This is a genomic window from Paenibacillus sp. FSL H7-0756, assembly GCF_038006765.1.
GTDB lineage: Bacteria > Bacillota > Bacilli > Paenibacillales > Paenibacillaceae > Paenibacillus_AQ.
The window spans coordinates 1,051,124-1,072,657 of record NZ_JBBOVT010000001.1 but is presented as its reverse complement, the minus strand read 5'-3'; the positions used below and the strand labels follow the sequence as shown (position 1 = coordinate 1,072,657).

Sequence of the window (21,534 nt, the reverse complement as noted above, 5' to 3'; positions counted from 1 at the left end):
CCTGAATATACACAAACGCTACTGACAACGTTATGTCAGTAGCGTTCCAGCATTTTTGCCGCTTCCTCCCGCACAAGCTTCCGCAAGGCTTCCGGCTCCAGGACAACCGCCCCCGCTCCCCAGCCAAGCACCCATTGCAGCAGGTCCCCGGGCTGACGCACGCGGAAGGTCATAAGCCTGCCGTCTGCCCGGTCCTCCACGGCCTCCAGATAAAAGTTATTCGATTCAGCAGCCTTGTCAGCGATCTCGGGATGCACCAAAATGCACACGCGTACATGGCGGTCATCCTCCGGCTGGTACGCGTGCAGATCGAAATCAGCAGGCACTTCGAACCGGTCGTCCAGAACGGTAAGCCCGCTCATTCTGGATAACCGGAAATGACGGATTTCCTGCCGCAGCCAGCACCAGGCGACCAGGGTCCAGGCACCTCTGTTCAGGACAAGTCCATACGGCGAGGCGGTTCGGACACTCCGGTGACTTCCGTCAGCTTCCTGTCTGCCCTTCGTATACCCGAAGCTGATCTTCCGCTGCTCCAGAATCGCGCGGCGGATCTGCTCCATGTACTCCTTGTCCTGTCCTTGCAGCTTATCTTTACTGGTACTCAGCAGCAGGATGCTCTGGCGGAGCCGGGCGGCATTCTCCTTGGTATCACCCGGCAGAATCGCTTCAATCTTCCTGCCTGCTGCGGAAGCCCGGTTACCATACTCCGTATCGAACCGTTGCTCCACGAAATCCGTCCCGATCAGCAGAGTCACAGCCTCCTCCGCTGTGAAGCTGACCGGGGGCAGGAAATACCCCTCTACCAGTGAATATCCCTGACCTGTAGCTCCTACCACCGGCACTCCGGCTTCACTAAGCGCCTGGATATCGCGGTAGATGGTTCTTACACTGGTCTCGAAGACAGACGCCAGATCCTCTGCCCGTACGACTCCTTTGCGCTGCAGCTCCAGTACGATGGCTAACATGCGGTCTGTCTTGTTCATGCGGCGGCTGCACCTCTTCATCCTGAAATCAGTTTATGTATTGATTATACTGATTTCCTGTTCACTTTTCTCCTTACGGCTTCTGATGGAGTACAGAACGAACAGCAGGATGAACCAGAGCGGAGTGAACAGCAGCGCCGGACGCGTCTCATCGGCAAAGAGCATGATCACAAGAATGGCGGCAAACAGCGTCAGAACAGCATAGTTAATCACCGGGGTGAACGGCGCTTTGAATTTGGAAACGGCATGTAAATCCGGGCGGTTCCTTTTATACTTGATATGGCAGACTAGCACAACGCCCCAGACCCAGATGAAGCAAATAGCGCTGATCGTAGTCACGATGCCGAAGGCCTGACCCGGAATGAGCTTGCTGAGCAGTGCTCCGGCAGAGATCACCAGGGTGGAGATAAACAGGGAATTCGCAGGCACATGATTCCGGTTCAGCTTGCCAAGCTGCGGCGAGGCCTGATTCCGTCTGCTCAGATTGTAGAGAATCCGGCTGGTCGAGAACATCCCGCTGTTGCAGGCGGAGGCCGCCGAGGTTAAGACCACGAAATTGATAATTCCCGCAGCAATCGGAATCCCGACCAAACTGAAGGTACGCACGAACGGGCTTTCCGCCGCGCTAAGCTGGGTCCAGGGATTAATGCACAGAAGCACGAAGAGCGCGCCTACATAGAAGAACAGAATCCGCAGCGGAATTTTGTTGATTGCGGACGGGATGTTTTTCTCAGGATTCGCAGTCTCCGCTGCCGATACCCCCACCAATTCCACGCCGACATAAGCGAATACCACCATCTGGAAGGAAAATAAGAAGCCCTTCACCCCGTTCGGGAACACGCCCCCATGCTCCCAGAGATTGCGGACTGACACCGAGCCTGCATCCGTCTTGAACCCGGTCACCAGCAGGACAATCCCCAGGCCGATCAGAGCCAGAATTGTAACCACCTTGATCAGAGCAAACCAGAATTCGAGTTCGCCGAAGCTTTTGACCGTGAGCAGATTGAGTCCGAGCAGAATGATCAGGCAGATCACGGCCGGTACCCACTGCGGAATATCGAACCAGTACTGCACATAGACGCCCACCGCAATCACATCGGCCATCGCCGTCATAATCCAGCAGAACCAGTAGGTCCAGCCCGTAATGAATGCCGCGCGCGGCCCCAGGTAATCCTCAGCAATGTCTGTAAAAGATTGATACCCCGCCTTCGAGAGCAGCAGTTCCCCCAGCGCCCGCATCACAAAAAACACGGCGATTCCCACGATCAGATACGTGAGCATGATGGAAGGCCCGGCCTGCTGGATCGCCTTGCCTGAGCCGAGAAATAACCCTGTTCCAATCGTACCGCCGATAGCGATAAGCTGGACATGCCGGTTCGCGAGCTCTCTTTTTAATTCTGTCTGTGCCATTCCTGTTTCCCCCTTAATGAATTCAACGCTGCAAATAACGCAAAAAAGGAGACTGGATATCATCCAATCTCCCGGTTCATAAGAGGTTCCAAATAAGCTATCTGCCTACGCTGAAGGAAATCAGCCAGGGAAATAGAAATCCGGTACTCTTCTGTCCTTTTGCCTGAGATTGTGAACCCTTCGGCGCTGCGGTCTCCCGCAGTCTCTCCAGAAGCTGCTCCAGCTATAGTGTGATCCATAGCCTTCATAGCTTGCGAATATTTAATTATTTGAAGCGGACTTCATCTAAATATTTGTCAATTCTATTCATAGCCCAGACTTCTGTCAATAACATTAGTTACATCGCTTGTTATTTAACCGTAATTTTGGTTTCCAGATCTTTATAATAGGTTTTAGCCCATTGGCCCTGTTTGTCCTTGAACATTTTCCCGCTGGCATCCTTGGCATACGTAAACGGCTTAACACTAATGGTCTTCGGGACGGCCGGAAAAGCACCGTAGTTCTGCTCCTCGGTACCGCTTGTCTTAACCTTCTCAAACGGCTTGCCCCACGGCGAGCTCACATTTCCCTTCTCATCCACAAGGTCATATAACATTCTTTCCGGGTTCCCCTTGGACTTGGCCGCTGCCGGAACTTCCCCCTTGAAGCTCACCTGCAGAGACATTGTCAACGGGGTCATCTGGAAGGATGTCACTGTGTAGCTGAATGTGCTGTTCTTTTTGGAAACGCCCGGCTTCACGGTTAACAGGGTCCCCAGCTTGTTCACTTGAACTTTAAATATAAATGGCTCCTTCACCCCGTTGGCGTATGCCTTCAGCGTAAGGTCGAACTTATCCGGGATTTGCTGCTTCATAGCTCCTTTAGTTAGCCGGATCAACGCCGTGTCCGTATCTTCGGAATTTGTGGAGATGGACGTATCGTACAGCAGCTTTTTCCCATTGACCAATACATCCACAGTTCTGGATGGGTCCATGAAGGAACCATACTTGTCTACCGTCCCTCCCTCCTGCCGGATGCCTGCGACAAGCTCATTACTGTCATAGATCAGATCGGTTAGTGTCAGGGTTACCCCCTCCTGGGTCACGGCCTGATTCGGGGCGGCAGCAAGCTTTTTCTGAACAATCGCCTTCAGAGTGGCGTTATCGCTGATCGCGAATACGCTGCCAGCCTTAGTATCCTTGTTGACATCGGCTGCCGCCGCTACGGCTACAGTGAATCCCCCGCCGACAACTGTTCCTCCGAGTACAGCGGTTACTGCTGTTGCTATAATTGCTTTCTTCATGGTATTTAAGCTGATCGTGTACATAGCTTTTCTCCTTTACTGATTAAGAATATACAGGTATAACGTTCCCCTCCTGCCGGTTTGTGACAAGAGCGCTGAATTCACGCGCTCCGTACAAAGTCATTTTTGAATAAACAGAGTCATTTCCAAGAAAGAATTCCGAAGGGCTGCTCTACTATAATAAATTCATCCAGAACAAGTAGAGTGAGGTTAGAACTTATGGCAAATCCCGCACCACAAGCTATGAACACCAAGCCAGCGACACCGCCCCAGGGCCGTTTCGGCCGTCTGCTGCACAATATCGTGCGATACCGGGTGCTGCTGCTGATGCTGCTGCCCACGTCGATTATCTTTTTCATCAACTGCTATATTCCGATGTTCGGATTATTCATTGCCTTCAAGAACATCAACTACATTGATGGCATTATGGGCAGTCCCTGGGCCGGGCTGGATAACTTCCGGTTCCTCTTCGCCACCTCTGACGCCCTGCGCGTGACGATCAACACCGTGGGGTACAATGTGGTCTTCATTATCTCAGGCCTAATTCTCTCCGTCTCGCTGGCGATTGCGATCAATGAGGTGCGTAACAAGCTGGCTTCGAAGTTCTTCCAGACCGTGATGATTATGCCGAACTTCCTGTCCATGGTCGTGGTCAGCTTCATCGTCTATGCCTTCCTGCACCCGGAGTATGGCTTCCTGGTCAAGCATATTCTGCCGATGTTCGGCTACTCCTCGGTGAACGCTTATATGCATCCTAACGCATGGCCTTACATTCTGTGGATCACCAAAATGTGGCACTCCATCGGGATCGGCAGCGTCATCTATCTTGCAGCGATCACCGGCATCAGCGAAGAGCTGTACGAGGCTGCGGTGATGGACGGGGCCAGCAAATGGCAGCAGATCACCAAGATTACCCTGCCGCTGCTTACGCCGATCATGGTCATTCTCACGATTCTTAATATGGGCGGTATCTTCCGCTCTGACTTCGGGCTGTTCTACCATGTGACCCTGGACTCCGGTGCGCTGCGCTCGACTACGGACGTCATCGACACCTATGTCTACCGGGGCCTGATCCAGCTCAATGACCTGGGGATGTCCTCTGCGGCGAACTTCTATCAATCGGTCGTCGGCTTCTTCCTGGTCATCGGCGCGAATGCACTGGCCCGTAAGCTGAACCGCGATACGGCTCTTTTCTAGAAACGGAGGATTCTAATGACTACTGCATCCCGAAGCAACCCTTATACCAAAGGCTCTACCACCGCCCAGATTATTCTGAATGTGTTCTTCATCGCCTTCAGCCTGGCGTGTATCCTGCCGATCGTGCTCATTGTCGCTATCTCCTTAACCAACGAGAAGGCCTTGACGCTCCAGGGTTACAAGTTCTGGCCCGATCATATCGATGCGTCCGCGTACCAATATTTGTTCAAGCATTCGGAGACACTGGTTAAGGCGTATGGTGTCAGCTTGACCGTTACCCTTATCGGAACTGTTCTGGCCGTGCTGCTGATTGCACTGTATGCGTATCCGCTCTACCGGAAGGATTTCCCTTTTAAAAAGACATTCAACTTCTATCTGCTGATCACGATGCTGTTCTCGGGCGGACTGGTTCCCTTCTATCTGCTGTACGTGAATTATCTCGATCTGAAGGACTCGCTGGTCGCTCTGATCCTGCCCGGCTTGTCCAATGCCTTCTATATCTTCATCACCCGTACCTTCTTCCAGCAGACCATCCCGGAGGAGATGATTGAATCCGGCAAGCTCGACGGAGCTTCGGAATGGCGGATCTTCTTCCAGCTCGTGCTGCCGATCTCCCTGCCTGTACTGGCGACCATCGGACTGTTCACTACGCTGATGTACTGGAATGACTGGTTCAACTCCATGCTGTTCATTAATGACACCAATAAGTTCTCGCTGCAGTACGTCATGATCCAGATGATCCGCCAGGCCGAATTCTTCAAAACCCAGCTTGCCGGCACCGGTGTCGCCCTGATGGTACAGGAATCCGTTCCAACCGAAAGTCTGCGCATGGCCATGGTTGTGCTGTCGATTGGTCCCATTCTGTTCATCTATCCGTTCTTCCAGAAGTACTTTACCAAAGGCCTCACGATTGGGGCGATCAAAGGTTAATGGGTCTAGCTCTGGCGTAAATGCCGGTTAGAATATATGATCTAATTATCATTGAGGAGGTTCATACAAATGAGAACAACCAGAAGCTCGGGCGCGGTGCTTGCTGCCCTAACCGCCGTGATACTGGGCATTACCGGATGCGGCGGGGGCAATTCAGGTGCATCCGCCCCGTCCAAGGCAGAATCGACAGCAGCAGCTACAACAGCAGGTACGGAAGGCAGCACGAATCCTGACACCTCAACGTTCCGCAAGCTGAAAGTGTACACGGTCGGGAATTTCCCGCAAAATGATACCAAAGCGGTTGTAGACGAGATCAACAAGTATCTCAAAGAAAAAATCAACGCCGAGATTGACTTCCAGGGACTCCCTTGGTCCTCCTGGGCTGAGAAGATGGCATTGGCCTATCAATCCGGTGAACAGGTCGATTTGACCTTCGCTCCGAACTGGGCGGATTTCGCCAATAACGTAGCCAAAGGCGCATTCCTCCCGTTGGATGAGCTGCTCGATAAATATGGACAAGGCATCAAGGAGACGCTGGACCCCCGCTTCTTTGACGGCGGCAAGGTAGACGGTAAAATCTACGCCATTCCGACCAATAAGGAAATCGGCGAGAGTCATACCATTATGTTCCGCAAGGATCTGGTGGATAAATACGGCTTCGATGTGAACTCGATTGAGACGCTGGAGGATCTGGAGCCATGGCTGCAGACGATCAAGGAGAAGGAACCGGCCATCGCGCCAATCTGGCTCTCCGGCAGCGGCTCGGATACCCTGGGCTACTTCGACAAGACCAGAGAGAGCATGAAGGAGAACTTCCGCTATGAGCTGGTGGCAGGCGCTCCTGCCGGAATCGTCCTGGATACCAAGACCGATAAGATGGTGATCAGCTCGATGGAGTCTGACACCGCGATCTACCGGATGAAGCTCTACGGCGACTGGTTCGCCAAAGGCTACATCAATAAAGATGCGGCAACGACCAAGACCAGTACTGAAGACGCTTTCAAGGCCGGCAAGACTTGGATGAAATTCGGTTCTGACAAACCGGACTCCGACAAGGAAGATTCCATCGCCACCGGCATTGAGCTGGTGAAGCTGAAGGGGAATGAACCTGAGATCAGCACAGCCAGCGTCAGCAACTCCATGATGGCCATCGGACGCACCTCAATTGATCCCGAGCGGACGATGATGCTGCTGAACCTGCTGCATACCGACCCGGTTCTGGTCAATCTGATTGACTTCGGCGTAGAGGGACGGCAGTATGTCAAGGTAGAAGGCAAGGACAACTTCATCAAGCTGCCTGACGGCATTGCTACCCGTGCCGATACAGGCTGGGCGCCGGGCATTGAATGGATGTTCGGTAATCAGACCATAACCTACCTGTGGGAAGGCGAAAGTGCCGATAAATGGGAGAAGTTCAAGGCCTATAACGAGAGCGCCCATAAGGTGAAATCCTTCGGCTTTAACTTCAATACCGATGCTGTCAAAACACAGGTCTCCGTAGTCAGCAATATTATCAAGGAATTCCGCCCGCTGCTGGAAACGGGCAGTCTGGGAGTAGACAAGGTGCTGACGGAATACAATAATAAACTGAAGGCTAACGGCATTGAAGAGATCCGCGCCGAGGTTCAGAAGCAATACGATGCCTGGAAGGCAAAACAATCCTAAACAAACAAGTGGAAACGACGATGCCGTCCTTTTAAGGACGGCACCCGTTTCAGCGAGAAATATAAGGATAAGTTGTCGTGTGGAACATACAATTCCTTATATTTTAAGCTAAGGGGAAGGACGGCTGCCGTCCTTCCCTTTCCTGCCGCTCAGCGTGTAAATGTACCTAAGGATAAGGGGGAAGACTGTGAAACTATCATTGCGATTCAAAGTGAGTGCTCTTGTCTTGCTGCTGGTCACACCGCTGTTCCTCTTCCTCTCCTACACCAATCTCTATTCCACCAACATTGTCCGGGAGAAGGTTGCGAAGTCTGCTTCGGACACGTTGACCCTGCACTTAGGTACACTCGATGAGCTGCTGGAGCAGACCAGCCATTATCTGCTGCGTACCGCCAATGAAAATATGCTGCTGGAGCTCTATTCGGACAGCGGGCCCGACAGCGTCAATTATTATCTGTCCATCCGCAAGCTGATGGACCAGTGGTACAGCGATGTCAGCTACTACACTATTATCCGCAGTGTCTTCGTCTACCATCAGGACCGGGACGAGTTATTCCTCAGCAGCCAGAGAGAGTATTACCAGGAGAAGGAGGTCATTGCCTCCGGGCTGTCCTCGCGCCTGAAGTCTCCTAATCTCCAGGGTTCCCTGAAGTGGGAGACTGTGACCCTCGGCGACGAGCCGGTGTTATTCAAGGTGCTGCCGGACAAGAGCGGACGGCTTCTCATGGGGGTACTGGTCAGTATTGATTCTCTGGCCCAGCCGCTGACCCAGCTGGAGTCTACCGGAGGCAGCGGGCAGGTGGGCATGATCGACAATGACGGTAAATTGCTCTGGGGCCAGTTCTCCAGTGAAGATCTTGCGCTCATCCGCACCCAGCTGGGACGCCCTGACCGTCCGGTGGACGCAGCGATCCGGCTGAGCAACGGCAATTCTTATCTGCTGATTGACAAGCCTTCACAGTATTCCAATCTGAATGTCTTCTTCCTGCTTGACGAGAAATCGATTCTGGACGAGCTGCCGATCTTCCAGCGGATCATCAAGGTCATTCCCTTCGCCATTATCCTCGTGATGGTTATCCTGCTGGCTCTGCTCAGCAGACTGGTGTTCAAGCCTATCCAGCAATTGACCAGCGGGATGCGTATCCTTGGTAAGGGACAGCTGGAATACCGGCTGAAGGACGGCAACAGCAGGGAGTTCCAGATCATTACAATGCAATTCAACCAGATGGCCGAGCAGATCGGCAATCTCAAGATTGATGTGTATGAGGAGCAGATGAAGGTGCAGCAGGCCGAGCTGAAGCATCTTCAGGCGCAGATCAATCCCCATTTTTTCATGAATTCCCTGAATATCGTCTTTCATCTGGTAGAGCTGAAGCAATATGCGCTGATCAAAAAAATGATCGGACATCTGGTCTCCCACTTCCGCTTCATTATGAATACCAATGACGCCTGGATTCCGCTGCGCGGCGAGCTGGGTCATATTCAGAATTATATCGAGATTCAGATGGTCATGTATCCGAACAAGCTGTCTTATGAGGTGCAGCTTCCGCAGGAGCTTGAATCTACACTGATACCGCCGCTGCTGATCCAGCCCTTCGTCGAGAATGCGATCAAGCATGGATTCATCAACAATTCGAAGCCCTTCAATGTTGGCATAACTGTCCGTGAAGAAGCCGGGGAGAACGGCAACACCTGCATTGCCATTCAGATCCGCGATTCCGGGCCGGGCTTCTCCGCGGCTCAGCTCGACATGCTCAATCAAGGCGTGTATGAGCGCAAGCCGACAGACCGCCATCTGGGAATATGGAACGTATACAGACGCATGCTGATGTTCTATAACAACCGGGCACGGCTTACCTTCCGCAATGCCCCAGACGGAGGCGCGGTTGTGGAAATCAGACTACCCGTTCAAAAGGAGCTGTGACGTTCAATGTACAGAGTTCTAATCGTTGACGACCAATACTTCGCCTTGCTCGGCCTCCAGCAGGGGGTGGATTGGAGCGCGCTTAGCGTATCAGATGTCTGTCTGGCGGAGAACGTGGATCAGGCGATTGCCATTCTTGAGCAGCAGCCCGTAGATCTGCTGATCTGCGATATCGAAATGCCGGGCAGAAACGGCCTGGAGCTGCTGTCCTGGGTGAAGCAATCCGCTCCCGGCACGCTGACGATTATGCTGACCTGTCATGCCGATTTCGAGTACGCCCAGCGCGCGATTCATCACGGTGCCTTCCATTATCTGCTCAAGCCGGTAGACTATGAGGAATTGATGAAGATCTGCCGTGAGGCGCTATTCGAGATCAGCAAGCAAAAGGAGCAACAGCAGTTCGAGACCCTGATCCAGGAGTACCGGAGACAGTGGGAGCATCAGCTCCCCCTGCTGGTGGAACGGTTCTGGCAGGATATTCTCAGCCAGCGGGCGGCGCCCGTACTGGAATCGCTCACCCTTCCGGCGAACACCTACAATCTGGATCTGCAGCCCGGAGACCGCTACTTCCTCGCCCTCCTGGGGCTGGAGCAGTGGAAGGAGAACCTTAGCGCACGGGATGAGACGATTATGGAGTATGCACTGCGCAACATGGCCGATGAGCTGCTGCTAAGCGGGCTGGAAGGCACTGTGCTGCAGGATCAGGTCGGCCATAATCTGGCGGTCATCTACGTGCGTGGCGATATGAACACCGCCAGGCATAAGCTGGAGCAGAATGGCCGCAATTTCCTGGATACCTGCGGGCGGCTGCTGCATTGCTCCCTGTCGATCTACATCAGTGCGGGTGTCCCTCTGTCCGGTATCATGAGTGCATACACGGATGTCACGGAGCGGGAACAACGCAACCTGAACCGTTCGCGTCAGGTGTTCGGACCGGAGGATCAGGCGTATGGCCGAGATCAGCCGCTTGCGCCTGTGCCTCAGGCAGCGCCTATGCATATCTTCGGAGAGTGGGCGACCCTTCTGGAGCTTGGCGAGCTGGAGGAGCTGGAGCGCCGCGTGACGCTGTGGTTCTCGGGCATTGAGCCTGGCCGCTGGACAAGTGAGCTGCACCGTCAGCTTATTCACGGCATTCTGTTCATTGTACACACCGTTCTCGCCAAAAAAGGCTTATCCGCACACGCCTCAGCCGAGCTGAAGCCCTTGATGGATAAGGAGAATTATCCGAAGCAGTCCGCTTCGCTCCAGCATTGGGCGCTGGAATGCCTGGGAGCCGTAATGCGCTTATTACAGACCAGCAATAACGTATCCTCGGCCACGGTCACCAAGATCCGGCAGTATATCCGCTCGCGTCTGAGCGAAGAGATCACCCGCGACGAACTCGCGGCCTATGTCTATCTGAACCCGGCCTATTTGTCCCGGCTGTTCAAGAAGGAGACCGGGCTGTCGATCTCGGATGTGATCATACAGGAGCGGCTGCAGAAGGCCAAGCAACTGCTGGAGGAGACGGAGCTGAAGATTACCGACATCGCCGAGCAGGTCGGATACACCAGCCTCGGCAGCTTCTCCAACCTGTTCAAGCGGATCGTCGGCACCACGCCGCAGCAATATCGTGCGCGGAATAAGAAGTAAGCGGGGCAGGCAGATGTCTTTTGCATACCGCCGGCCGCGCCCACCATACCCGCCAAACAAAAAGAGCGAGAAAGGCTATACGCCCTCTCGCTCTTTTTAACATGCACTCGCTGTTAACTTTAACAAGTAACTCTTATTACTTAATAATTACGTATTCCAGTCCTACCAGCTTGGCGTAGGTAACGATCTGATCAGTAGTGAGGTTCAGCGATACAACGGTATGGTGGCCGCCGCCGTTCTCGATCCAGGCTCTAACGCCGTCCTGGAAGTTAGGCTTCACCTGCCACAGTACACGGGCTACCGGCAGATTCGGAGCTGGAACGGTTGGCTCGAAGGCGGTAACTTCGTTAATCAGCAGCTTGTAGTGTGTGCCAAAGTCAGCCATCGACACTACGACGCCTTCGCCTGCCTTGCCGTCGAAGACGAGACGGGCCGGATCTTCACGGTCGCCGATGCCCAGCGGGGACACGATGATCTTCGGCTGGTTGCTGGCCAGGCTCGGATCAACCTCCAGCATGTGGGACTGGAGAATCGCTTCCTGTCCGGCTGCCATTTCATAAGTGTAATCTTCCATGAATCCGGTGTTCAGGTTGTGGCTCATCACCTTCATCAGGCGGTCCAGAGCCGCAGTCTTCCAGTCCCCTTCTCCAGCGAAGCCGTAGCCTTGGGCCATCAGGCGCTGAACCGCCAGACCCGGAAGCTGCTTCATGCCGTGCAGGTCCTCGAAGTTAGAGGTAAAGGCATTGTAGCCGCCTGCATCCAAGAAGCGCTTAAGAGCAATCTCATAGCTGGCCTGCACCTTCACGCTGGCTTCCCAATCTTCCTTGCTGTACGTGCCGTAATCAACGGCATACAGCTTGGTATATTCTGCGAACAGGGCATCGATCTCTTCCTGCTTCACCTCATTCACATAAGCCACCAGATCGCCGATGCCGAAGTAGTCTACGGTCCAGCCGAACTGGATCTGGGCTTCTACCTTGTCGCCTTCGGTCACGCCAACATTGCGCATATTGTCGCCGAAGCGGGCAACCTTGATGTTGAAGCCTTCGTTATAAGCTACGGCAACGTCCATCCACTCAGCAATCTGCTTCTGGACTTCCGGGCGTTCCCAGTATCCTACAACGACTTTGTTCTGTTTCTTCAGACGGGCATTGATGAAGCCATACTCACGGTCGCCATGGGCAGCCTGGTTCAGGTTCATGAAGTCCATGTCAATGGTCGCCCAAGGAATGCTCTCATTATACTGGGTAGCCAGGTGCAGCAGCGGCTTCTGCAGCAGCTTCGTGCCGCGAATCCACATTTTGGCCGGGGAGAAGGTGTGCATCCAGGTGATTACACCGGCAACCTCGTCACGGTAGTTCACTTCTTTCATGATGGAAGTGATTTTGTCTGCGCTAACGGCCAGATCCTGCAATACCAGCGGATAAGGAAGCACCCCGCTATTGTTGAGCGCATCGGTCATTTCCTGGGCATGAGCCTTCACTTCACCCAGTGCTTCATCTCCGTACAGGTGCTGCGATCCTACGACGAACCAGAATTGCTTGTCGCTTACTGTTGACATATCATTCATCCTCTTCTCTATTAGTTTGGTGAAAATTAGTTTGGTATAAATCAGTTACTTCTGTCCGTAATACGCGTCCTTGCCGTGCTTGCGCAGATAATGCTTGTCCAGAATCCGCTGCGGCAGCTCCTCGGCGAAGGTGTTCAGCTGGCGGGCGAAGTGGTTCATCTTGGACACTTCCTCCAGCACCACACTGTTCATCACGGCAGCATGGGCATCCTTGCCCCAAGTGAACGGCGCATGGCCCTTCAGCAGAACGCCGGGAATCGCCATAACATCCAGCCCCCGCTGTTCAAAAGTCTCAATGATCACATGCCCGGTCTCTGCTTCATACCCGCGGTCAATCTCTTCCTGGGTCAGGAACCGTGTACACGGTACAGAACCATAGAAGGTGTCTGCATGTGTCGTCCCCATAACCGGAACGTCCAGTCCGGCCTGCGCCCAGATGGTCGCCCACGTGGAATGCGTATGCACGATGCCGCCGATCTCGGCATAATGCTTGTAGAGTACAGCATGGGTAGCTGTATCCGAAGAAGGCCGCATCTCTCCTTCCACCACATTGCCGTCAAAATCCACAACGACCATATCGCTCGGCTTCATTTTATCGTAGCTGACTCCGCTCGGCTTGATGACGAACAGGCTGCTCGCCCGGTCCACCGCGCTCACATTGCCCCAGGTGTATTTGACCAGCCCGTGCTTAGGCAGCTCCAGATTAGCCTCGCATACCTCTTCCTTCAGTTGCTCCAGCATGTGTTAATTCCCCCCGTTCTCTACGAGATGATCTACAGCGGCCTGCTCAATCGCCAGACCCGCCGTGTAGCGTTCCATGAACAATTCAAAGCCCTTCACATCTGCCGCAACCGGATGAATAGTCTCGCCTTCGATATCCTTGAAAACCTTCTGGTCGAGGAAATCATCCAGACACTCCTGCTGCCCTCTATTCTTCATATAAGAAGCCAGAATCGCCATGCCCCATGCGCCGCCTTCTCCGGCTGTTGCCATCACAGAGACCGGCACATTCATCGCAGCGGCTACAATTCTCTGTCCGACAACAGGCGTCTTGAACAAGCCGCCATGCGCCAGAATGCTGTCGATGGACACCTGCTCCTTCAAGGTCAGAATATCCATCCCGATCTTCAGTGCGCCAAAAGCGGAGAACAAATGCGTCCGCATAAAGTTGCCCAGCGTGAACCGGCTCTCCGGCGAACGGACGAACAGCGGCCGTCCCTTGTCCAGCCCGGTAATATTCTCACCCGAGAAATAGCCGTAGCTCAGCAAGCCGCCGCCATCGGCGTCTGCCTCCAGTGCTTTATTGAACAGAACGCTGAACAGCTGCGCCGGATCAGCCTTGAAGCCCATCGCCTCCGAGAATTCCCGGAACAAGCCGACCCAGGCGTTGATATCGCTGGAGCAATTGTTGGCATGTACCATTCCCACCGGACTGCCATCCGGGGTGGTCACCATGTCAATCTCAGGATATACCGCCGTAAGATCCTTCTCCAGCACGATCATAGCGAATACGGAGGTGCCTACAGAGATATTACCAGTCCGTTTGCGGACACTATTCGTAGCGACCATTCCTGTTCCGGCATCGCCTTCCGGCGGACAGAGCGGAATGCCTGCCAGCAGGTCCCCCGACTCATCCAGCAGTCTAGCACCGGCTTCTGTTAACACACCCGCCTGCTCGCCTGCAGCGTAGACCTTGGGCAGAAGATCACTCAGCTTCCAAGGGTAATTCTTAGCGGCAATCAGCTCATCAAACTGGCTGACCATGGCCGGATGGTAATTCTGCGAAGCTTCATCTATAGGGAAGACCCCGGAGGCATCGCCAATCCCAATCGCCTTGCTGCCGGTCAGCAGCCAATGGATGTATCCGCCCAGCGTCGTTACGAACGTTGCCTGCGGAACATGCTCTTCCCCGTTCAGAATCGCCTGATACAGGTGGGCAATGGTCCAGCGCTCCGGAATATTGAACTGGAACAGCTCTGTTAATTCCTTGGCCGCCGCACCGGTTGTAGCATTGCGCCAGGTCCGGAACGGAACCAGCAGCTCGCCCGTGCTGTCAAAGGCCATATATCCATGCATCATTGCTGAGAATCCGATCGAACCGACAGTAGTAACCGTAATCCCGTATTTCTGTGCAACCTCCTGCTTCATCTCGCGGTAAGCGGCTTGCAGGCCCTTAATAATATCCGTCAAAGGATACGTCCAATATCCGCCTTCCAGCAGGTTCTCCCACTCGTAGCTTCCGGATGCAACCGTCTCGAACTGCTGATCAATCAGGACGGCCTTGATACGTGTGGACCCAAATTCGATACCCAGTGATGTCTCTCCCTTAAGTATCGCTTGCTTGATGTTCTGATCCATGCCCACGTTACTCCTCTCTGAACCAAACTGTGTTACTTACGAATCTAAAGAATGCGCTTCCTTTATGAACAGGTTTAGTATATTTTTTGTTCGTACATTTGTCAACAATAGATATAAGATATACCTACAAATTTACCGGAAAAACACCCCTATTTTACGCAAATCATTAGATATAGTAGACATCGGAGGATATTAAGCTTATATTCAAGCTATAATATGTACGTACAACTACAATAATTTATCCATTTCAAATAAGAACAACTATGAAAGAAGTGACCCGTGTGCGAACCAAGTACCAGATCATATTCGATGAACTCAAAAGCAATATCCTGTCCGGCACCTACAGTGTAGGCGAACAAATTCCTACGGAGTCGGCGCTGCAGGAGATGTACGGCGTCAGCCGCCAGACCGTGCGGAAGGCCATTCTGGAGCTGTCCAACGAGGGGTTCCTGCGGAGCGAAAAGGGCTCAGGCACCTATGTCAGCCACCAGTTCCGGTCCAAATCCGGGAATGGCGCGGGCAAACGGACCATCGGCGTAATAACCACATACCTCTCCGATTATATTTTCCCCTCCATTATCCGGGGGATTGAAGGCAGGCTCAACGAGGACAACTATTCCCTGCTGCTCGCCAGCACCAATAATGATGTGGCCCAGGAGAAGAAGGCGCTGGAGATGATGCTGTCCTTCGGGGTAGACGGGCTGATTATTGAGCCTACGAAAAGCAACCTGTACAACCCGAATATCGCCTACTACCTGTCGTTCAAGGAGCAGGATGTCCCGTTCATCATGATTAACGCTTATTATGAGGAGCTGGAGGTGCCGTTCTTCTGTCTGGATGATGTACAGTCCAGCTATCTGGCGACCCGGGAGCTGATCTCGAAGGGGCATACCCAGATCGGGATTATTGCCAAAATGGACGATCTCCAGGGCAAATACCGTATGAAGGGCTATATCAAGGCGCTCGGCGAAGCCAAGCTGCGCTTCCACCCGGAGCAGGTGCTCTCCTTCGATACGGAATCGAAGCAGGCGCTGTCGGCCAATCTGGAGCAATTCCTTACAGATAACAGAGAGGTGTTGACCGCTATCGTCTGTTATAACGATGAAGTGGGGCTGGAAGTGGTCAAGGTGTGCCGCGAGCTTGGGATCTCAATTCCGGGCGAGCTGTCGATTATCGGGCAGGACAATTCCTATATTGCCAAGAACGCGGGGATCAAGCTGACGACCTTAACCCACCCGCAGGAGCAGATGGGCCGGGATGCGGCCGAATGGGTCATTAAGAAGCTTCAGGGTAAAAAGGACCTGAAGAGCAGCACCTACTATCTGCCTGAGCTGATAGAGGGGGAGACGGTGCGGGTGCTGGAACCAGCTCCAGCGGAATAGGATAGTCCGCCCAGAAATAAGCTTAAGCTACACAGACAAACAGCCCTGACCGCTTCATGACCGTTACAGGCCGTGAAGCGGCAGGGCTGTTCTTATTTAATCTGGCAGAACCGGGGGACAGGCTTAGTCCAGCAGAGTAGAGATGCTTATGCTTTCAATCTTAGCGCCCTTGACATGGAACAGAATATAATCCACATAGTTGCTTGGGGCGAACCGGTAGTCATCCTCTTCCTCAGGTGCCCCGTCTCCGGTCAGCTTGCCTTCGGGATAGGCTTTTTTGAGTGTGTCCAGGCTGTCTCCGACCTTGATATTACGGACCGTAGTGTACTTCGGATCGGTAATCTTAATGCTGAAGATGTAGAACTGCTTGCCGTCACCCGAATCAATCGTCTTAATCTCAAGGCCCGGGAAGGTATACGTGTTCTCTGTTCTGCCGATCAGGGTATCCATATTCTTACCGTCATCCAAGGAATACGTGTGCGATTTCTTCGCCGTTGCCTTGCCCAGCATACTCTCCAGCTTAGCATCATCCACAATGTCGGAGAGGGCGATGGTGTGATCCTTATGGACAAAAGCCAGCTCCTTCAGAATCACATTTCCTTCCTTCTCAATGGTTCCCTCCTTGATCGCCTCGGAGCTGCCCGCTGAAGCCGCTGGGGTTGGCTCGGCCGTAGCAGCTTCAGTCGCCGCAGGCTCAGCAGCAGGGGTAGCCGAAGATTCCGGTGCCGCTGTGGACACCGCTTCAGCTGTAGGTTCTGCCGAAGGGGTAGCCGCCGGAGCGGCCGAATCGGACTGGCATCCGGCCAGAAGTGTCATTAACAATACTGCGGGCAGCAGCAGCGCTGCCGGTTTTTTAAATGTTCCCATAAGTAATCCCTCCATGAATGTACGCGTTTGGCGCGTTGTTTGTTTGGTATGAGGTTAGTATACGAAAACCATTTATTAGTGTAATAACAGAGTTGTATCAGTCTTGTAACGTTAACTAAGCGGCAGATGGATAGAGACGGTAGTTCCGGTTCCGAGCTGGCTCTCTATGCTGAGGTGCCCGCCGAACTTCTCGGCGATCTCCTTACAGATGGACAGCCCCAGCCCCGTTCCGCCGGCCCCGCCGGCATTGCTTGCCCGGTAGAACCGCTCCTGTACACGGGTAAGTTCATCCGGGCTGATTCCGATGCCCTGATCGCTGATCTGCACGATGGCTTCCTGCTCTCTGGTTAACACTTCAATGCTTATCCGGGTGCGGGAATTGGAATACTTCACGGCGTTGTCCAGCACATTAGCGATGGCATGGGACATCAGCACCTGATTGACATTGACGAAGACCGGCGGTCCCTGGCGGATCGTAAGCTCTATCCCCTTACTGTCCGCCTTGACCCTCAATCCGGCGGCTACCCTTGCGGCCAGCTGTGCCAGATCTGTCTTCTCGGCATCGATTCCATCCTGTCCTGCCTTATCGAAGCGCGACAGCATAAGCAGCTCATTGACCAGCCGGGTCAGGCGGTCCGATTCATTCACCAGATGGAAGTAGATCCGCTGCAGCTCCTCATCCTCATCCTCGCCTTCGTACAAATATTGTGAGAACCCCTTGATCGCAGCGAGCGGCGTCTTCAGCTCATGGGATACGTTCGAGACAAACTGCTTCTGATACTGGATATAGTCGCTGAGCTGAATGCCCATCCGGTTCAGGCCTGCAGCCAGCATGCCCAGCTCATCCTTCCTGTTCAGGCGCACCTCCCGGAACTGCTGCTTGGAGAAGCTCTCTGTCGCGCCAAGCAGATATTTGATCGGCTTCGTTGTATTCCGGGCAATGAATAGACTGGAGAGTGTAATCAGAATAATGAATCCTCCTGCACCGGCGAACAGGATATAGCGGATCTGGTCCATCATCGTATAGAAATAAGAGACATCCTCCACGAACTCGTACACATAGCTGTTCTGATAATATTTGTCTTGAATCGGAACCGCGAAGTACAGCAGGTGATCCTCGGAGACCGTATACGCATAATTGCCCTTAAGGGCGTTCTGGATATTCCCTGGGAAAATGACGGGGGTCTTGTTATTAATCACAATTCCGTCAACGGCGAGTCCCAGCAGCTTCTGGCTGCTGTCGTAGATCCGCACCTCCTTGACGGAGGCTTTTAACGTCTCCAGCGCACTTCTCGCCACCGCCTCCATCTGCCCGGCATCCACCTCTTGTTCGAGCCTGGAGAGCACCTCCCTGAAGGACATCTCGCCGAGATCCGCCTTCTCCATCATTTGCTTCTCTATCGTTACGAAGCTGAAATAGTCAATCGCCTTATTCACCGAAATAATGATCACGGCAAAGGACAGCACCGAGAACAGCAAATACATTAGCACCAGCCGGGTCGCGTATTTCAGGCGGAGCCACCTCCCAGCTGATAACCGAAGCCGTAGACAGTCCTGATATATTTCGGATTCTCGGCATCATCCTCCAGCTTCTTTCTTAAGCGCATAATCGTCATATCCACGCTGCGGCTGTCGCCCATGAAGTCATAGCCCCAGACGATCTCCAGCAGCTCATCCCGGGTATAGATTTTGTCAGGGCGCTTTAGCAGCGTCTCCAGAATCCGGAATTCCTTGGCTGTCAGAGCCACCGGAACGCCGCCCTTCTGCACCACCCGGGTCTCCAGATCGAAGGTCAGCTCCTCATGAGAGATCCGGGTATCTTCAGCATCTGCGGGCAGGCCGCTGTTCTGGGCTCTCCGGAGCACCACCTTGATCCGCGCCAGCAGCTCCCGGTTATCGAACGGCTTGGTCATGTAATCCTCAGCCCCCAGCTCAAGTCCCAGCACCTTATCTATAATCTCATTCTTGGCCGACAGCATAATGACGGGAACCGCCTGCCGTTTGGTGATCTCCTTGCACAGGTCATAGCCGGAGCAATCGGGCAGCATCAGATCCAGCACCACCAGATCCGGCTGAAAAGCATCCAGGGCCGTAAGCCCCGCACTTCCGTTCTCCGCTGTCCGCACCTCATAATTCTCTCTGCGGAGCACAAGCTCGATCAGGTCCCGCAGGGCCGCTTCATCATCAATTACGAGAATTTTGTTCATCCGATCCCTCCTCCTATACCTAATATTAACACCGCGAGAGCACGTTAATCTCCCTGTCACCGTCCGAACCCCCGCGACGACCCATTGTGTTCGGTTTTCAGCCCTGTTAGAGCTTGGCAACAAGTGGAAACGGCTTTGCTGTCCTTTTGAAGGACGGTACCGTTTCAGCGAGAAATAGAAGGATAATGTATAGCGTGAAACATATACATTCTTATATTTAAATAAACCTTCGACAGATGGTTCACCTTATCCGTATTTCAACATACCTTGAATAAACCAACTAGAAAGGGGACAAATCAATGTATCTGCTCTGGGTAATCATCGTAGGGGGACTCATCGGCTGGCTAAGCGGCAATCTAATCGGGCGAGATGTTCCGGGAGGCGTACTCGGCAATGTAATCGCCGGGTTCATCGGCTCCTGGCTGGGCTCCGAGCTGCTTGGTCCAAGGGGCCCTGTAGTAGGTGGCTTCCACATTGTTCCGGCCATTATCGGCTCCATCGTTGCACTATTGATCTTCTTTGCCCTGGCCCGCGGCGGCGCCTTCCGGCGCCGTTAATCCTTCCTGCCGGCCGCTGCAAAGTCAACACAGAGCCCCTCCTGTTCACCAGGCAGGGGGCTCTGCCATGTCATCCTTACAGAATCCTTAGAATCTGCCCTTAGAGTAGAGGTAGAGAAAGGATGATATACTATGCAGGATAATATTCTGGAAATACAGAATCTATGTAAAAGCTTCAAGCGCCAGACAGCCGTCAATAACGTATCGTTAACAGTCGCGCGCAATTCCGTCTACGGGCTGCTCGGTCCGAACGGTGCAGGCAAATCCACCCTGCTCAAAATGATTACCGGGATGCTGCGCCCCGATTCCGGGAGAATCTGCTTCCAGGGCCGGGAATGGACCCGGAAGGACTTAAGCCGGATCGGCGTATTGATTGAAGCACCGCCGCTGTACGATAATCTGACCGCCCGGGAGAATCTCAAGGTACGCACGCTGGCCCTCGGACTGCCGCTGTCGCGTATCGAAGAGGTGCTTGCTGTTGTCGATCTGACCGCAACCGGGAAGAAGCGGGCCGGACAATTCTCCATGGGCATGAAGCAGCGGCTCGGCATCGCCATTGCACTCTTGAACCAGCCGGAACTGCTGATTCTGGACGAGCCGACCAACGGGCTGGACCCGATCGGGATTCAGGAGCTGCGGGAGCTGATCCGCTCCTTCCCGGAGCAGGGAATCACCGTCATCCTGTCGAGCCACCTGCTCTCCGAGGTGGAGCAGACAGCCGACCATATCGGCATTATCGCAGGCGGCGTGCTGGGCTATCAGGGAGCGGTCTCCCCGGATCAGGATCTGGAGGCGCTGTTCATGCAGGTCGCAGCAGCCCACCGGAGGGAGGGTGCCGCCCATGCTTAATATCATTAGAGCGGAACACCTGAAATGGCGGCGTACCTTCATTCCCAAGCTGGCCTGGATCGCTCCTGTATTCACTCTGTTCTTGTGCGCTGTTCTGATGGGCGGCGGCTTTTTTCAGAGCGGGTCTTATAACTGGTGGTACACGATACTGTTGCCCGGAGCGCTGAGCCTGGTCTGTTCGCTGGCGCTGCAGAAGGACGCGAAGCTGAAATACCGCGGAATACTGGCCTTGCCCTTTACACCGGGAACGCTCTGGGCCGGGAAAATCATCGCCTGTGCGTATTGGCTAATGGCTGCGCTCCTCGTGTTCCTGACCGGGGTTACAGCCGGGGGGCTACTGTTCGGACAGACGATTACACTGCTGGGCAGTCTGGCGGGCAGCATATTGATCTTCCTAACCTTCCTGTGGCAGATCCCGCTGTGCCTGTTCCTGGCGGCCCGTCTCGGATTATTCGCAGCGGTCCTGCTGAACCTTGCCGGTACTATTCTAGGTGTAGTTCAATTCGACAAGGGCGGCTTATGGGATTACATCCCCTATACGATTACCTTCAGGCTCATGTGTCCGGTGCTGTCCATCCTGCCGAACGGCCTGCCGGTTCCTGCGGACAGCCCCCTGCGCAGCACGGATATGATTCTTCCGGGTACGCTGGTCTCTCTCGGATGGTTCGCCATCCTGTTCCTGCTCACCACCGTATGGTTCCGTAGACAGGAGGCGAAGTAG

The 21,534-nt window shown here is 53.8% G+C and carries 18 protein-coding genes and 1 riboswitch; of the genes, 9 read left to right on the top strand and 9 right to left on the bottom strand.

Annotated features, from left to right (window positions below):
- Positions 1–35: 35 nt before the first annotated feature.
- From NST04_RS04795 to NST04_RS04785, 3 genes are all read right to left on the bottom strand, one after another.
- Entirely contained in the window at positions 36–983 is a 948-nt protein-coding gene (locus tag NST04_RS04795) for a helix-turn-helix transcriptional regulator (RefSeq protein ID WP_341183372.1), read from the bottom strand.
- A 33-nt stretch (positions 984–1,016) separates the two neighbouring features.
- Positions 1,017–2,393: an amino acid permease gene (locus tag NST04_RS04790; protein ID WP_341183371.1), complete on the bottom strand. Its 1,377-nt coding sequence runs from the start codon at positions 2,391–2,393 to the stop codon at positions 1,017–1,019.
- Between the two features lie 141 nt (positions 2,394–2,534).
- Positions 2,535–2,614, bottom strand: a riboswitch (glycine riboswitch).
- A 128-nt stretch (positions 2,615–2,742) separates the two neighbouring features.
- The gene (locus NST04_RS04785) at positions 2,743–3,675 is read right to left on the bottom strand and encodes a DUF5643 domain-containing protein (RefSeq protein ID WP_341183370.1); all 933 of its coding nucleotides are present in this window, start codon (positions 3,673–3,675) and stop codon (positions 2,743–2,745) included.
- A 243-nt stretch (positions 3,676–3,918) separates the two neighbouring features.
- On the opposite strand from NST04_RS04785, the gene NST04_RS04780 reads away from it, so the two are divergent.
- The 5 genes from NST04_RS04780 to NST04_RS04760 all read left to right on the top strand — a co-directional run bounded on the left by NST04_RS04780 (position 3,919) and on the right by NST04_RS04760 (position 11,023).
- Entirely contained in the window at positions 3,919–4,872 is a 954-nt protein-coding gene (locus NST04_RS04780) for an ABC transporter permease (protein ID WP_341183369.1), read from the top strand.
- Between the two features lie 15 nt (positions 4,873–4,887).
- Positions 4,888–5,802: a carbohydrate ABC transporter permease gene (locus NST04_RS04775; RefSeq protein WP_341015813.1), complete on the top strand. Its 915-nt coding sequence runs from the start codon at positions 4,888–4,890 to the stop codon at positions 5,800–5,802.
- A 69-nt stretch (positions 5,803–5,871) separates the two neighbouring features.
- Positions 5,872–7,467 carry an ABC transporter substrate-binding protein gene (locus tag NST04_RS04770; protein ID WP_341183368.1) on the top strand — a complete coding sequence of 532 codons (1,596 nt, stop codon included), beginning with the start codon at positions 5,872–5,874 and terminating at the stop codon, positions 7,465–7,467.
- A gap of 187 nt (positions 7,468–7,654) precedes the next feature.
- Positions 7,655–9,391, top strand: a complete 1,737-nt coding sequence (locus NST04_RS04765) for a sensor histidine kinase (RefSeq protein WP_341183367.1) — start codon at positions 7,655–7,657, stop codon at positions 9,389–9,391.
- A gap of 6 nt (positions 9,392–9,397) precedes the next feature.
- Positions 9,398–11,023: a response regulator gene (locus tag NST04_RS04760; RefSeq protein ID WP_341183366.1), complete on the top strand. Its 1,626-nt coding sequence runs from the start codon at positions 9,398–9,400 to the stop codon at positions 11,021–11,023.
- Positions 11,024–11,159: 136 nt separating this feature from the next.
- Here the strand turns inward: NST04_RS04760 and araA are convergent, their stop codons facing one another.
- The 3 genes from araA to NST04_RS04745 are packed head-to-tail and all read right to left on the bottom strand — an operon-like array spanning position 11,160 to position 14,951.
- Positions 11,160–12,584, bottom strand: coding sequence for an L-arabinose isomerase (gene araA, locus NST04_RS04755; protein WP_341149929.1), 1,425 nt, complete (start codon positions 12,582–12,584; stop codon positions 11,160–11,162).
- Between the two features lie 54 nt (positions 12,585–12,638).
- On the bottom strand, positions 12,639–13,334 hold the full coding sequence (locus NST04_RS04750; protein ID WP_340750843.1) for an L-ribulose-5-phosphate 4-epimerase: 696 nt from the start codon (positions 13,332–13,334) through the stop codon (positions 12,639–12,641).
- Between the two features lie 3 nt (positions 13,335–13,337).
- Positions 13,338–14,951, bottom strand: coding sequence for a xylulokinase (locus tag NST04_RS04745; RefSeq protein ID WP_341183365.1), 1,614 nt, complete (start codon positions 14,949–14,951; stop codon positions 13,338–13,340).
- A gap of 281 nt (positions 14,952–15,232) precedes the next feature.
- Here NST04_RS04745 and NST04_RS04740 point away from each other — a divergent pair, with 281 nt between their 5' ends.
- Positions 15,233–16,333: a GntR family transcriptional regulator gene (locus NST04_RS04740; RefSeq protein WP_341185178.1), complete on the top strand. Its 1,101-nt coding sequence runs from the start codon at positions 15,233–15,235 to the stop codon at positions 16,331–16,333.
- A 123-nt stretch (positions 16,334–16,456) separates the two neighbouring features.
- On the opposite strand, the gene NST04_RS04735 is transcribed toward NST04_RS04740, so the two are convergent.
- The 3 genes from NST04_RS04735 to NST04_RS04725 all read right to left on the bottom strand — a co-directional run bounded on the left by NST04_RS04735 (position 16,457) and on the right by NST04_RS04725 (position 19,407).
- On the bottom strand, positions 16,457–17,200 hold the full coding sequence (locus NST04_RS04735) for a hypothetical protein (protein ID WP_341183364.1): 744 nt from the start codon (positions 17,198–17,200) through the stop codon (positions 16,457–16,459).
- 111 nt (positions 17,201–17,311) lie between these two features.
- The gene (locus tag NST04_RS04730) at positions 17,312–18,685 is read right to left on the bottom strand and encodes a sensor histidine kinase (protein ID WP_341183363.1); all 1,374 of its coding nucleotides are present in this window, start codon (positions 18,683–18,685) and stop codon (positions 17,312–17,314) included.
- 23 nt (positions 18,686–18,708) lie between these two features.
- The gene (locus NST04_RS04725; RefSeq protein WP_341183362.1) at positions 18,709–19,407 is read right to left on the bottom strand and encodes a response regulator transcription factor; all 699 of its coding nucleotides are present in this window, start codon (positions 19,405–19,407) and stop codon (positions 18,709–18,711) included.
- A 299-nt stretch (positions 19,408–19,706) separates the two neighbouring features.
- On the opposite strand from NST04_RS04725, the gene NST04_RS04720 reads away from it, so the two are divergent.
- The 3 genes from NST04_RS04720 (at position 19,707) to NST04_RS04710 (ending at position 21,534) form a co-directional block, all read left to right on the top strand.
- On the top strand, positions 19,707–19,964 hold the full coding sequence (locus NST04_RS04720; RefSeq protein ID WP_036722871.1) for a GlsB/YeaQ/YmgE family stress response membrane protein: 258 nt from the start codon (positions 19,707–19,709) through the stop codon (positions 19,962–19,964).
- A gap of 132 nt (positions 19,965–20,096) precedes the next feature.
- A complete protein-coding gene (locus NST04_RS04715; protein ID WP_341183361.1) occupies positions 20,097–20,813 on the top strand; it encodes a lantibiotic protection ABC transporter ATP-binding protein in 717 nt (238 codons plus the stop codon).
- Positions 20,806–21,534, top strand: coding sequence for a lantibiotic immunity ABC transporter MutE/EpiE family permease subunit (locus tag NST04_RS04710; RefSeq protein ID WP_341183360.1), 729 nt, complete (start codon positions 20,806–20,808; stop codon positions 21,532–21,534). The genes NST04_RS04715 and NST04_RS04710 overlap by 8 nt, the downstream gene beginning before the upstream one ends.

Coding starts and splice junctions, on each gene's coding strand:
- araA (WP_341149929.1), bottom strand. CDS start 12,584: ATGTCAACAGTAAGCGACAAGCAATTCTGGTTCGTCGTAGGATCGCAG.
- NST04_RS04725 (WP_341183362.1), bottom strand. CDS start 19,407: ATGAACAAAATTCTCGTAATTGATGATGAAGCGGCCCTGCGGGACCTG.
- NST04_RS04780 (WP_341183369.1), top strand. CDS start 3,919: ATGAACACCAAGCCAGCGACACCGCCCCAGGGCCGTTTCGGCCGTCTG.
- NST04_RS04775 (WP_341015813.1), top strand. CDS start 4,888: ATGACTACTGCATCCCGAAGCAACCCTTATACCAAAGGCTCTACCACC.
- NST04_RS04710 (WP_341183360.1), top strand. CDS start 20,806: ATGCTTAATATCATTAGAGCGGAACACCTGAAATGGCGGCGTACCTTC.
- NST04_RS04720 (WP_036722871.1), top strand. CDS start 19,707: ATGTATCTGCTCTGGGTAATCATCGTAGGGGGACTCATCGGCTGGCTA.
- NST04_RS04785 (WP_341183370.1), bottom strand. CDS start 3,675: ATGAAGAAAGCAATTATAGCAACAGCAGTAACCGCTGTACTCGGAGGA.
- NST04_RS04760 (WP_341183366.1), top strand. CDS start 9,398: ATGTACAGAGTTCTAATCGTTGACGACCAATACTTCGCCTTGCTCGGC.
- NST04_RS04715 (WP_341183361.1), top strand. CDS start 20,097: ATGCAGGATAATATTCTGGAAATACAGAATCTATGTAAAAGCTTCAAG.
- NST04_RS04770 (WP_341183368.1), top strand. CDS start 5,872: ATGAGAACAACCAGAAGCTCGGGCGCGGTGCTTGCTGCCCTAACCGCC.
- NST04_RS04750 (WP_340750843.1), bottom strand. CDS start 13,334: ATGCTGGAGCAACTGAAGGAAGAGGTATGCGAGGCTAATCTGGAGCTG.
- NST04_RS04745 (WP_341183365.1), bottom strand. CDS start 14,951: ATGGATCAGAACATCAAGCAAGCGATACTTAAGGGAGAGACATCACTG.
- NST04_RS04730 (WP_341183363.1), bottom strand. CDS start 18,685: ATGTATTTGCTGTTCTCGGTGCTGTCCTTTGCCGTGATCATTATTTCG.
- NST04_RS04795 (WP_341183372.1), bottom strand. CDS start 983: ATGAACAAGACAGACCGCATGTTAGCCATCGTACTGGAGCTGCAGCGC.
- NST04_RS04735 (WP_341183364.1), bottom strand. CDS start 17,200: ATGGGAACATTTAAAAAACCGGCAGCGCTGCTGCTGCCCGCAGTATTG.
- NST04_RS04790 (WP_341183371.1), bottom strand. CDS start 2,393: ATGGCACAGACAGAATTAAAAAGAGAGCTCGCGAACCGGCATGTCCAG.